Origin of the sequence: Arthrobacter sp. Y-9, assembly GCF_029690065.1 — a bacterium.
Taxonomy (GTDB): domain Bacteria; phylum Actinomycetota; class Actinomycetes; order Actinomycetales; family Micrococcaceae; genus Arthrobacter_E.
The window spans coordinates 2833576-2845653 of record NZ_CP121463.1 but is presented as its reverse complement, the minus strand read 5'-3'; the positions used below and the strand labels follow the sequence as shown (position 1 = coordinate 2845653).

Genomic DNA, 12078 nt, shown 5'->3' with positions numbered 1-12078 from the left:
GCTCAGCCTCCCGTGCTTCGGCCGCCGGAGCTCTTGCCGAAGCCGCCGCGGCTGGTCGTGCTCTTGGTGAAGCTGCCGCCCTTGGAGGAGAAGCCCTTCGCGGCGTGGGAGCCCTTGGGGAGAGTCGAGGTGCCGCCCGAGTAGTTCTTCACGGAGGAGCCGATCGCCGGGATGCTGCTGCCGCGAGGGAAGAAGTACCAGCCGTAGTGTGCGTGGCTCCGTCCGGCCGTGCTGCTGGCCCCCGAGTCCTCGCACTTCTCGTCCTCGACGCGCTGCTGCGTGGATTCGTCGGTGCAGACCTGGGCGTAGTCGTCGTCATCGTTCTGGCTGGCCACCACGGCAGTGATCGTGCCGGCCAGCAAGGCCGTCACCCCGAGGGTGATGACGACGGTGCGCCGCCGCTTCCGCTTGGTGTACCGGCGTTCGGTGGCCTCGGCTTCGAGGGCGAACGGGTCCACGGCGGGCGCCGGGTTGGCGCCGTACCCGGCGGGGGAGTAACCCGGAGCGGCTCCGCCATGGGGCGGAATGCCGGCTCCGTAGGGCGGCCGGGCTGGAGCGCCGGCCGCCGCGAGGTCTTCGTGCAGCGGCGGCTGAGGCGGCTGCCAGGGAGGGGTGGGGGAGGAGCCGTCCTTGCGCCGTCCCGCGCCACTGTCCGCCTGGGGCATGCCGGCGGGATCCCCCTGTGGGGGCTGCTCCGCTCCGGACGGTGTGTCGTTCTGGGCCATGGGCCTGTCCTCCCCGCGAGTGCTTCCGTGACCTTGCCGGACGCGGCCCGGCAAGCGGCGGCGCATCCGGCACGGTGTGACCGATCACGCTCAGTGTACTGAGACAGAACCGGAAAGGAAGGCGGATGACATGGGGAGGACTGCCCATCGCCCCCCGGAGGCTCGGGGACCGATCTTCCGCAGGCAGCGACCCGGCCTGCGAGACTGGTGGCATGACGCAGACGCAGAACTGGGCCCTGACCCGCACCTGGGCCCGGAAGGTGTTCGGGGTCCAGCGGCCCGGGCTCGGTCTGGTGCTGGCGTTCGTCCTCCCGGCAGTCCTCGAAGCCGTGGTCACCGCCACCGGCTTCCGGGACTTCCCGGTGGTCCTGCTCCTGCACCTGGCGGTCGCGGTGCTGGTGGCCGCGCTCGGCGGGCTCTGGCCGGCCGTGGTGGCCTCGGTGGTCGCGACGCTGCTGCTCAATCTCTTCTCCACCCAGCCCATCGGGTCCTTCCACATGGTCGATCCGAAGGCCGCCGTCACCGTCGTGATCTTCCTGGTGGTGGCGTGCTCCATGGCGCTCGCGGTCGGCCTGGCGGGGCGCCGCGCCATCCAGGCCGAACAGGCCCGCGACGAAGCCTCCCTCCTCAACGGCCTGGCGCTGCGCATTCTCGGCTCGGATGACTCCCTCGAGTCCTTCCTGCACCGCCTGAGCGAAACGCTGGACGGCCGCCCGGTCTCCCTGCTGTCGGTGGAGGACGACGGCGCGTGGCCGCAGGGCGCGCAGGTGGAGCGCCTGCTCGCCAGCACATCGCCCGAGGCGCCGGCGCGGTCGGCGGCAGCGGAGGCGGCGGTCGCCGTCGGGGACCAGTACCGGCTCCTGGTGGGCGGCGCCGAACTGGACGCCCGGCAGCAGCACCTGCTCGGGGCGTTCGTCGCCCTGGTCGTGGCCGTGCGGGAGCGGCAGGAACTCGTGGTGAGCCAGCGGGAGAACGCGAAGCTCAGCGAGGGCAACGTCATGCGCACGGCCATCCTTCAGGCCGTCTCCCACGATCTGCGGACACCCATTGCGGCCATCAAGCTCAATGTGGCCACGCTGCGGCAGCCGGGCATCGAATTCAGCGCGGAGGAACGGGCGGAGCTTCTAGCCTCGGTGGAGGATTACACGGACCGGCTGTCGTCGCTCGTGGCGAACCTGCTGGACATGTCCCGGCTCACGGGGGACTCGGCCGCGCCGTTGCTCCAGTCCGTGCGCTGGAACCAGGTGATGGGATCGGCGCTGCAGGGCGTCCCGGCGGGACTGGTGACCCTGGACGTCGACGGCCGGCCACCCGTGGAAGCGGACCCCGGCATGCTGGAGCGCGTGGTGGCCAACATCGTGGAGAACGCCGTCCGGCACGGACGGGGGTCCCGGATCACTCTCACGGCACGGGAGGATGTGGTGCTGTGCGGGCGGCCCGCGGCGGAACTGCGGCTGGCGGACCACGGCCCGGGCCTGGACCTGGACCGGCAGGAGGAGCTGTTCCAGCCTTTCCAGAGCCTCCACGATTCCTCGCAGGGCGGGGTCCGCGGCGTCGGCCTGGGGCTCGCGGTGGCCCGTGGCTTCACTCAGGCGATGGGCGGCCGGCTGCACGCGGAGGAGACCCCCGGGGGAGGCCTGACGATGGTCCTGACCCTGCCGTTGTCCGTAGGGCTGGGGAAGGCCGACTCGGGCGAAACGGGGCCGGGATCGGCAGACAGGAACGCACCGTCGACGGAGGGACGGCCATGACGAAGGTCCTGGTGGTGGAGGACGAATCGGGGATCGCCCGCGCGCTCCAGCTGAACTTCAAGGCGCACGGCTACCAGCCCCTGCTGGCGCCCAATGCCGCCGTGGCCCGCCGCCTCGCCGCCGACGAGCAGCCCGAGGTGGTCATCCTCGATCTGGGCCTGCCGGACGAGGACGGTGTGGATTTCATCCGCTGGCTGCGGCAGTGGAGCCTGGTGCCGGTGATCGTGCTGTCCGCGCGGCACGGGTCGCAGGACAAGGTGGCCGCACTCGACGCCGGCGCGGACGACTACGTGACCAAACCCTTCGGCATCGAAGAGCTCATGGCGAGGCTGCGGGCGGCGACCCGGCGCTCCGCCGTCGTGCAGGAGATCCCGCAGGTCCAAGGGGCGGATTTCACGGTCGACCTGGCCGCGCGGAAGGTCACCCGGGAGGGGGCCGAGGTGCGGCTGACGCCCACGGAATGGAGCATCCTCGAGATCCTGGTGCGGAACCAGGGCCGGCTGGTCAGCCAGCAGCAGCTGCTCCTGCAGGTGTGGGGACCGGCGTATGCCAAGGAGACGCAGTACCTCCGCGTCTACTTGAACCAGCTGCGCCGCAAGCTGGAGAAGGACCCGGCCACGCCGCGGCACCTCATCACCGAGGCGGGGATGGGGTACCGCTTCGAACCGTAGGGACGCAGGTCAGGCCTTCACCATGAAGCGGGAGGGGTCATCCAGCGGCCCGAAACCGTACTGCTCGTAGAGTCCGTGCGCGTCGGCGGTCGCCAGGAGCACGCGCCGCAGGCCCAGCGGCTCGAGGTCGGCGATCACTCCGCCGATCAGGTCCTTGCCGACGCCCTGCCCGCGGACCGCGGGATCCACGAAGACATCGCAGAGCCACGCGAAGGTCACCGCGTCGGTGACCACCCGGGCGTAGGCCACCTGCCGGCCCGTGGACCGGTCGAACACCCCGTAGTTCCGGGACGAATCCATGGCGGCGTCCTGCCTCGGCCGCGGCCGTCCCTGCGCCCAGTAGGACTGTTCGCTGAGCCAGCGGTGCACCTGCTCACGGTCCATGTCATCGAGCCGGGCGGAGAAACGGTAGGCGGAGTCCATGGCCTCACGGTAGTCCGGACTCCCGGGGGCGGCGAGTCGAAACGGGCCGTTCCGGGGTGACAGGGGCTTTAGTAGGCTGGTCGCATGCATCCCGGAACCGTCCTGGCCGTGTGCCGCGTCCACGAACTCCGTCCCGACCCCGAGGGCCGGGTGGGGGTCACCGCCATCGACAAGCGACCCGTCGAGGGCCCCGTCACCGTGCACCGGCTCGGCCTGCACGGCGACATCCAGGCGGACCGCGCCAACCACGGCGGGTTCGACCAGGCGGTCTACGCCTACTCCCAAGAGGACGCGGACCACTGGGCCGCGGAGCTGGCTCGCAATGTCCCCGCCGGGTACTTCGGGGAGAACCTGCGCCTCGCGGGCATCGCCACCACGCAGGCCGTGATCGGGGAGCGCTGGAGGATCGGCACCGACGTCGAACTCGAAGTGACGTCGCCGCGCGTCCCGTGCGCGACGTTCCAGCGCCGTGTGGAGGAGGCGGCCTGGGTCCGCCGCTTCACGCAGGAGGGCCGGGTGGGCTGCTACCTCCGGGTCATCAAGACCGGCGACATCCGCGAGGGCGATCATGTCCACCGCGTCTATGTCCCGGACCACGGCATCACCGTGGGGCAGTGGTTCAGCGAGCCGACGCTGGAGATGATCGACGCCCTGCGGGACGCCGAGGCGGACGGCCACATCGTGCTGCAGGACGAGTACCACGTGAAGTTCGAGAAGCTGGAGAAGCGCCTCGGCCGCTGACTTGCGCCGCTGACTTCTGAGCTGCGCTTCTGAGTCGCGTTCGTTGTGTGCTCAGTTGTTGCGGGTGTTTCGCCTCGGAACCCGCAACAACTGAGCACACAACTCGGTGGGAGCAACCACACGCCGATGACGGCGCCGCACGCCCCGCTGTGGCCAAGCTAACACCGCGAGCTGCCGCCGGCGTCTGGCGTCGCCCCGGTGGCGTCCCGTATGATGGAGACATCCCCCAATCCGGTTTTCCATTCATCCTGCCCAATTTTTGAGGCAGGACAGGTTGAACAAGGGGTCCACAGGGTGTGTGGGCAATTCATGGAACGGCCGGCTGAGCACGTAGAGGCTCGGAAGAAAGCACTGCGCAGAACTCGCTGAGAGAGCGACAGGGATGCAGTGGGATGCCTGGCCATGGGATTGCAAGAGCGCTGGGTTTCCGAGCATCGGGTCAACCGGCTCCGATGCCCGTACTGGCGGCCGCCCTTGACTGTGTGTGCGCCCGCCCGGCTGGAATGAATGAGGTTCCTCCACCGTGCCCGAAAACAATCTGACTGAAAACAACTCCGCCGAGACCGTCGAGAACGAGACCGTCCAGGCCCCCGAAGAGACCACCGCCGCTCAGGCCGTGGACGCGGCTCCGGCCGACGCCGAGACCGCCGCCCCGGAGGGCGACGACGACGGCGCCATCAAGTTCACCGACCTCGGCATCGACGGCCGCGTGCTGGCCGCCCTGAAGGATGTCGGCTACGAGAAGCCGTCCCCCATCCAGGCCGCCACCATCCCGCTCCTGCTGGAAGGCCGCGACGTCGTCGGCCTGGCCCAGACCGGCACCGGCAAGACTGCCGCGTTCGCCATCCCGGCCCTGTCCCGCATGGCCGAGCTGCATGACACCAACGGCCCCTCCCGCAAGACCCAGGCCCTGGTCCTGGCCCCCACCCGTGAGCTCGCGCTCCAGGTCGCCGAGGCCTTCACCTCCTACGCCAAGCACATGGAGGACTTCACCGTCCTCCCCGTCTACGGCGGCTCCGCCTACGGCCCCCAGCTGGCCGGCCTGCGCCGCGGCGCCCAGGTGGTCGTCGGCACGCCCGGTCGTGTGATCGACCACCTCGAGAAGGGTTCGCTGGACCTCTCCGAGCTGCAGTACCTCGTGCTCGACGAGGCCGACGAGATGCTCCGCATGGGCTTCGCCGAAGACGTCGAGAAGATCTTCCAGGAGACCCCGGACGACCGTCAGGTCGCCCTCTTCTCCGCCACCATGCCCGGTCAGATCCGCCGCATGTCCAAGCAGTACCTGAACAACCCGGAAGAGATCTCGGTCAAGTCCAAGACCACCACCGGTGCGAACATCCGCCAGCGGTACGTGCAGGTCATGGGCCCGCACAAGCTGGACGCCATGACCCGCATCCTCGAGGTCGAGGACTTCGACGGCGTGATCGTCTTCGTGCGCACCAAGATGGCCACCGAGGACCTCGCCGACAAGCTCAAGGCCCGTGGCTTCCAGGCCGCCGCCATCAACGGCGACATCGCTCAGGCTCAGCGTGAGCGGACCGTGGAGGCCCTGCGCGACGGCCGGATCGACATCCTCGTCGCCACCGACGTCGCGGCCCGAGGCCTGGACGTCGAGCGCATCAGCCACGTCGTCAACTTCGACATCCCGCACGACACCGAGAGCTACGTGCACCGCATCGGCCGCACCGGCCGTGCCGGTCGCAAGGGCGACGCGATCCTCTTCATGACCCCGCGCGAGAAGTACCTGCTGCGTGCCATCGAGCGTGCCACCAAGCAGCCCGTGGAGCACATGCACCTGCCCACCGCGGAGACCGTGAACAGCCTGCGCATGAGCAAGTTCGCCGACCAGATCACCGAGACCCTCGAGTCCGAGGACCTGAACGCGTTCCGCGACCTCATCGCGTCCTACGAAGAGGAGCACAAGGTCCCCGCCGCGGAGATCGCCGCGGCCCTGGCCGTCATGGCCCAGGGTGGCAAGCCCCTCCTGGTGGAAGAGCTTCCCGCGACTCCGGAGTTCCAGAAGCGTGAGCGCAACAAGGACGGCTTCAACTCCCGTGGCCCGTCCCGTTCGGTCACCGAGGGCAACGCCACCTACCGCATCGCGGTGGGTCGTCGCCAGCGCGTGCTCCCCGGCTCGATCGTGGGCGCCATCGCGAACGAGGGCGGCCTGAGCTCCTCGCAGATCGGCGGCATCGACATCCGCAGCGACCACACCCTCGTGGAGCTGCCGGCCGAGCTGACCAAGGATCAGTGGGCCGCTCTGTCCCGCACCCGGATCGGCGGCGAGCTGATTCAGCTCGAGCTCGACAACGGCCGTCGCCCCAACCGGGAGCGCAACGACCGTGGCGGCGACCGCGGTGGTGACCGTGGTTTCGGCGGCGGACGCGGCGGCAACTTCAAGGGCAACGGCGGGTTCAAGCGCGAATTCCGCAAGTCCGACGAAGGCGGCTTCAACCGTGACCGTGGCGAGCGCGGCGGTTCCGACCGTGGCGACCGCGGTGGCTTCACCCGTGACCGCGGGGAGCGCAGCAGCGCCGACCGTGGCGGACGCTCCTACTCCGAGCGCAACGAGCGCAGCTATGATCGGGACAGTGGTTCCCGCGGTGGATACGGGGAACGGCCGCGCACTGGCGGCTACGGTGAGCGCTCCGGCGGTGACCGCGGCAACAGCAGCTTCGGTCAGCGCAAACCGCGCCACGGCAAGGGCGACTTTGGCGGACGGAACAAGTGGTAAAAAACGTCTCTGAAGAGGCGTTCACCCCTGGGGTGGGCGCCTCTTCGGCGCATTCAGGGCATGGTCCGGCCCACCGGGAGGATGCTCCCGTCGACGCGGTGCCGGCGGGTGCTGAGCCGATCGACGGCGAGCAGACCAGTGCTGAGCCGGGCGAGGGCGTCGGGGCGCACGTCGCGGTACTGGGCCCCGACGACGCCGGGAGCCCCGACGAGGCGCCCGGGGAGACGGAGGTGCTGGCCGCCGTCGTCGTGCCGGAGAGGCCGCGGGAGGTGACGGTGGACGAGGGGGAGACCCTGGAGTCGATTGCAGCGCGCTGGGGTGTCGACGCGGGCGAGCTGGCGGCGCTGAACGCGTGGTTCGTGCCGAACCCGGGATCGCTGTTTCCCGGGCAGGTCCTGACGCTTCCCGACTGAGTCGAAAGAGCGCCGCAAAGGGCCGATGAGCTGGGCGGATGTGATCTGCGTCAAAGACGGGGCGTGGGTGCACTCTCGATTTGGCGCGCGGCCCCGGATCCGGTAAAGTATTTCTTCGTTGCCCCCTTAGCTCAGTGGTAGAGCGCGTTCTTGGTAAGAACGAGGTCGCCGGATCGATTCCGGCAGGGGGCTCTGGATGAGTGGCCTGTGTCAAGGCGGTTTTGACCGGCTTGGCATGGGCTTTACTCATCCGTGGCGGCGTAGCTCAGCTGGTTAGAGCGCACGACTCATAATCGTGAGGTCCCGGGATCGAGTCCCGGCGCCGCTACCGAGAAAGGCCCCCGGAACGTCAAAGTTCCGGGGGCCTTCTGCGTTCCCGTCTCACCCCCCATCGACTGCTCCATACGATGCCGAAGTCACGAATTTCCGGAAGAAAACGGTATCCTATGGAGCAGTCGATCTGAAGACCGGCTCAGGTCATCGTGAAGTCGTACTCCACGGGGAGCGGTTCTCCGGGAACGGACGACTCCCAGAGCTCCCGCAGCACATTCACGCCCTCTCGGAGGTCCGGGACTTCGATGCCGGCCTTCAGGAGCTCGGCCACCTCCTGCGTCCGGCCCAGCGCGTGCAGCGCCCGGGCCCTCAGGAGCAGCAGGCGGCCGTGGAAGAACGCTGTCGGGTCCTCGCACGGCACCCCCGACAGCAGCGCGAGCGCCTCCTCCGGCTCGCCCGCCGCAAGAACCGCGTCCAGCGCTTCGGCGAGCAGCCGCCGGTCGTCGGGCGCGAGGGCGCACGCCGTGCGGTAACGAGCCACGGTCTCGCGGCGCGCCTCTTCCTCTCCGCTGACATCGCCGACGACGCCGGCCCGCCCCCGCGCTATCAGGGCGAGGCCGCGGTGGGCCAGGGCGGTGTCGCGGGCGGAGAGCCCCCTCGTCGCCGGAGCCAGCGCCTCCAGATACAACGCCTGGGCCTCCTCCACCCGACCCGCGCCATGCGCCATGAAGGCACGCTGCAGCAGGGCCGCCGGATCGCCCGCCAGCGCCGCGAGCCGTTCCTCCCACAACGGCCCGGCCGGCTGCGTGGTGGCTCCGGGGAACGTGCCGTCGCGGAGCAGCGCGAGCCACGGTTCCTGCTCGGCGCCCAGCGAAGTCTCGGGGAACGGGGTGCCCGCCGGGAACGACGGGAGCCCGGACTTCTGGCGCACGTCCGCCTCGAGAGCGCCCCAGCCCTGCCCGTGGCCGAGGATCTCCTGCACCGGGAGGTCCATCCGCGATTCGGCGGCCCGGTGCGCCTCGTCGAGTCCCGCGCGGTCCAGGAGGGCGTTGACCCGTTCGCCTGCGTGCGCCACGGCCGTGGACCAGTCCTCCGCGTGCGCCAAGGCTGGGTCCACGGCGGCGTTCCCATACGCCTCGGTCCAGGTCCACGACCCGCCTGCAGGGAGGGGGAGTTGCTGGAACTGCGTCTGTGCCAGCCCCGCCTGGATCTCCGCGTACTCCCCACCGTCCGGAGTCAGCCAGCGCTGCCAGTGGCGGCCGCCTTCGCTCGTGCCCCAGACGAAGAGCTTGCGGCCCCTCAGCCGGTCGGTCGAGAGCATGGCGAGGCCGTCGCCGTCGTCGTCCGCCGTCAGCACCCACTTCCGCGCCGCCTCCGGGACATCGAAGAAGAAGTCGTTGGCGTGCCGGTTCCGGGCCGGCCACGTGCAGTCGCGGCCCTCGTAGCGGCTGGGATCCACGACCGTGATGCTCGAATAGTCACTCGAGTACGCCGTGGCCGCAGGGGCCAGGACCCGGCTCCCCGGGGTCTGGGGCACCGCCGCGTTCGACCACCAGTACATCGGCACGTCGTGGTCCTGGGGGTTGCTGATCCGCACCGAGACGAACAGGACGGGCGAGTCCTCGGGCAGCCACGCGTCCACCTGGAACACGACGCCCCGCAGACGTTCGTACTCCCAGAAACGCAGCACGTCCTGCCCATCCGGCCCGCGCACGATCCCGTGATGCAGCGGAGCGCACGTGGTGGGCGAGTGGCCCCGCGTGCCGATGTTCCATTCGATCCCGCCGGCGAACCAGGCGTTCCGCAGCGCGAAGTTCGCCAGCTGCAGGGTGCCGGGGGTGTGGAGGAGCTGCTTGCCACTCCTCTTGTCGAACAGCTCCCAGAGCCGCCCGCCCCAGCCGGGCAGGAACACGGCGCGGAGCAGTTCGTTCTCCAGCACGACCGTCCGCACGTCCTGCTCCACCAGCGTCCGTCCGTACCCGTCCTGCGGTGTGTAGGGATGCAGGCTCGGCGGGTATCCGTACTCGATGTCCCCGAGCCCCGCCGCCGCGCCCGACGCAGGATCATACGGCGTCTCGGGCAATGGGCCGAGAAGCGGCAACGTGCCGTCCGGACCCAGCGGGGCGACTTTCAGGCGGCGTGAGGAGGCGGTGATACTGGCCATGGGAACTCCCGGAGACGACGACGGCGGTGTGCTCGGGCGGGCGACCCGTCACGGCGCCGCGCTCACCGCTGATTCTCGCGGGGCCGCGCGGGACGGTCCAGGGCGGCGGGTCCAAGCGGTCAGCAATGAACACCGGAACCCCCACCCTCGATCGACTGCTCCCTACGATGCGATTCCGCCCCGGATTCCGGCGAAAAGGGAACCCTGTGGAGCAGTCGATGAGGAGAGGAGGAGCGCAACCCGGAAGGCACCGGTTCCGTGCGGCGGAACAGGTGCGTCGCCGTCGTCCGGTTCGGCCTCGCCGCATCACACTTTGGTAAACAGGTGTTGTGTGCTGCGCATCACATTCGCTAGTGTTGCGTCTGGCCTGAACTGGCAACACTTCTTTCAGATGTGGCCCGGGCCGGCGAGCGTGTGTTCCCACGCGCTGGAAGACTGACAAGGAAGTTCTCCGATGGCAACGAACAAGATCGCCCTGCGCAGTGTTATCGCACTGGCCGGGGTTTCCGCCCTGGCGTTGACGGCCTGCACCGGCCCGTCCGGCGGGGGGACCTCCACCGGAGGCAGTGGTGGGACCACCATCGCCTACGGCACCACCGACAAGGTCACCGCACTGGATCCCGCAGGTTCCTACGACAACGGCTCCTTCATGCTGATGAACCAGGTGTTCCCGTTCCTCATGAACTCCAAGCCCGGCAGTGCCGAGCCTCAGCCGGACATCGCGGAGTCCGCCGAATTCACCAGCCCCACCCAGTTCACCGTCAAGCTGAAGTCCGGCCTCAAGTGGGCGAACGGCCACACCCTGGATTCCAAGGATGTGAAGTTCAGCTTCGACCGTCAGATCAAGATCAACGACCCCAACGGTCCCGCCAGCCTCCTCGGCAACATCGCCTCGATCGCGGCCCCGGACGCCACCACCGTGGTGTTCACCCTCAAGCAGGCGAATGACCAGACCTTCGCTCAGATCCTGTCCAGCCCGGCCGGCCCGATCGTCGATGACGAGGTGTTCCCCGCGGACAAGCTGCTCTCCGATGAGGACATCGTCAAGGGCAAGGCGTTCGCCGGTCAGTACGTGATCGATTCGTACAACAAGAACACCCTGGTCAGCTTCAAGCCGTACGCCGACTACAAGGGCCTGCTCGGCGCTCCCGCCAACAGCGGCGCAACGGTCAAGTACTACACGGACCAGAGCAACATGAAGCTCGAGATCCAGCAGGGCGCCATCGACGTGGCCAACCGCAGCCTCAGCGCCACGGACATCGATGACCTCAAGAAGGACTCCAAGCTCAAGGTGCACGTCGGCCCCGGTGGCGAGATGCGCTACGTGGTCTTCAACTACGACACCATGCCGTTCGGTGCCAAGGCTCAGGGCGCGGACCCGAAGAAGGCCCAGGCCGTGCGCCAGGCCGTCGCCAACCTGGTGGACCGCCAGGCGATCGCGGACCAGGTCTACAAGGGCACGTATCTCCCGCTGTTCTCGAACGTGCCGAGCGGTTTCCTGGGAGCCAACACCTCCTTCAAGGACCTGTACGGCACCGATGGCAAGCCGGATGCTGACAAGGCCAAGAAGGCTCTCGCCGATGCCGGCGTCGCCACCCCGGTGGATCTGAAGCTCGAGTACAACCCGGATCACTACGGCAAGTCCTCCGGCGACGAGTACGCCATGGTCAAGGACCAGCTCGAGAAGTCGGGCCTGTTCAAGGTGGACCTGCAGTCCGCCGAGTGGGTCACCTACAACAAGGCCTCCAAGGCTGACGCGTACCCGGTCTACCAGCTCGGCTGGTTCCCGGACTTCTCCGACCCGGACAACTACCTCACCCCGTTCTTCCCCAAGGGCGGCTTCATGAACAACCACTACTCGAACCCCGAGGTGGACAAGCTCATCGCGAAGCAGCTCACCGAGAAGGACAAGACCCAGCGCGAGAAGGACATCCAGGATGTCCAGAAGCTGCTGGCTCAGGACATCTCCACCCTGCCGCTCCTCCAGGGCGCTCAGGTGGCCGTGTCCGGTGTGAACGTCAAGGGCGTGGACAGCACGCTGGACGCTTCCTTCAAGTTCCGGCTCGGCAGCGTTTCCAAGTAACACGACGGCAGGGGGCCGGGAAGCTTCATTCCCGGCCTTCTGCCGTTTCGGCTGTCAGCCTCTGACCGCCGCCCGGTGGCCGGGGCTGCTGTCCCCGGCA

The 12078-nt window shown here is 68.8% G+C and carries 9 protein-coding genes and 2 tRNA genes; 8 read left to right on the top strand and 3 right to left on the bottom strand.

From position 1 onward, the window contains the following. Positions 1-2: 2 nt before the first annotated feature. A complete protein-coding gene (locus P9849_RS12875; protein WP_278267134.1) occupies positions 3-725 on the bottom strand; it encodes a Tat pathway signal protein in 723 nt (240 codons plus the stop codon). A gap of 212 nt (positions 726-937) precedes the next feature. Between P9849_RS12875 and P9849_RS12870 the strand changes: the two genes are divergently transcribed. Both P9849_RS12870 and P9849_RS12865 read left to right on the top strand, forming a co-directional pair. Further along, on the top strand, positions 938-2476 hold the full coding sequence (locus P9849_RS12870; protein ID WP_278267133.1) for an ATP-binding protein: 1539 nt from the start codon (positions 938-940) through the stop codon (positions 2474-2476). Further along, positions 2473-3147, top strand: a complete 675-nt coding sequence (locus tag P9849_RS12865) for a response regulator (protein WP_278267132.1) — start codon at positions 2473-2475, stop codon at positions 3145-3147. Before P9849_RS12870 ends, P9849_RS12865 begins: the two co-directional genes overlap by 4 nt. 9 nt (positions 3148-3156) lie before the next feature. Here the strand turns inward: P9849_RS12865 and P9849_RS12860 are convergent, their stop codons facing one another. After that, positions 3157-3570, bottom strand: a complete 414-nt coding sequence (locus P9849_RS12860) for a GNAT family N-acetyltransferase (protein WP_278267131.1) — start codon at positions 3568-3570, stop codon at positions 3157-3159. An 84-nt stretch (positions 3571-3654) separates the two neighbouring features. Between P9849_RS12860 and P9849_RS12855 the strand changes: the two genes are divergently transcribed. The 5 genes from P9849_RS12855 (at position 3655) to P9849_RS12835 (ending at position 7786) form a co-directional block, all read left to right on the top strand. Then, positions 3655-4311, top strand: a complete 657-nt coding sequence (locus P9849_RS12855) for an MOSC domain-containing protein (RefSeq protein WP_278267130.1) — start codon at positions 3655-3657, stop codon at positions 4309-4311. A 523-nt stretch (positions 4312-4834) separates the two neighbouring features. Next, the gene (locus P9849_RS12850) at positions 4835-7045 is read left to right on the top strand and encodes a DEAD/DEAH box helicase (protein ID WP_278267129.1); all 2211 of its coding nucleotides are present in this window, start codon (positions 4835-4837) and stop codon (positions 7043-7045) included. Next, the gene (locus tag P9849_RS12845; protein WP_278267128.1) at positions 7039-7458 is read left to right on the top strand and encodes a LysM peptidoglycan-binding domain-containing protein; all 420 of its coding nucleotides are present in this window, start codon (positions 7039-7041) and stop codon (positions 7456-7458) included. Before P9849_RS12850 ends, P9849_RS12845 begins: the two co-directional genes overlap by 7 nt. 120 nt (positions 7459-7578) lie before the next feature. Continuing rightward, positions 7579-7650 (top strand) — tRNA-Thr (locus P9849_RS12840). A gap of 62 nt (positions 7651-7712) precedes the next feature. Beyond that, positions 7713-7786: transfer RNA gene (locus tag P9849_RS12835), tRNA-Met, on the top strand. 144 nt (positions 7787-7930) lie between these two features. Here the strand turns inward: P9849_RS12835 and P9849_RS12830 are convergent. Continuing rightward, complete coding sequence (locus P9849_RS12830; protein ID WP_278267127.1) at positions 7931-9895, bottom strand: DUF5107 domain-containing protein; 1965 nt, start codon at positions 9893-9895, stop codon at positions 7931-7933. 454 nt (positions 9896-10349) lie between these two features. Here P9849_RS12830 and P9849_RS12825 point away from each other — a divergent pair, with 454 nt between their 5' ends. Then, the gene (locus tag P9849_RS12825) at positions 10350-11978 is read left to right on the top strand and encodes an ABC transporter substrate-binding protein (protein WP_278267126.1); all 1629 of its coding nucleotides are present in this window, start codon (positions 10350-10352) and stop codon (positions 11976-11978) included. Positions 11979-12078 lie beyond the last annotated feature (100 nt).

Excerpts from the sequence above, each read along its gene's own strand:
- P9849_RS12875 (WP_278267134.1), bottom strand. The coding sequence starts at position 725 with ATGGCCCAGAACGACACACCGTCCGGAGCGGAGCAGCCCCCACAGGGG.
- P9849_RS12870 (WP_278267133.1), top strand. The coding sequence starts at position 938 with ATGACGCAGACGCAGAACTGGGCCCTGACCCGCACCTGGGCCCGGAAG.
- P9849_RS12865 (WP_278267132.1), top strand. The coding sequence starts at position 2,473 with ATGACGAAGGTCCTGGTGGTGGAGGACGAATCGGGGATCGCCCGCGCG.
- P9849_RS12860 (WP_278267131.1), bottom strand. The coding sequence starts at position 3,570 with ATGGACTCCGCCTACCGTTTCTCCGCCCGGCTCGATGACATGGACCGT.
- P9849_RS12855 (WP_278267130.1), top strand. The coding sequence starts at position 3,655 with ATGCATCCCGGAACCGTCCTGGCCGTGTGCCGCGTCCACGAACTCCGT.
- P9849_RS12830 (WP_278267127.1), bottom strand. The coding sequence starts at position 9,895 with ATGGCCAGTATCACCGCCTCCTCACGCCGCCTGAAAGTCGCCCCGCTG.
- P9849_RS12825 (WP_278267126.1), top strand. The coding sequence starts at position 10,350 with ATGGCAACGAACAAGATCGCCCTGCGCAGTGTTATCGCACTGGCCGGG.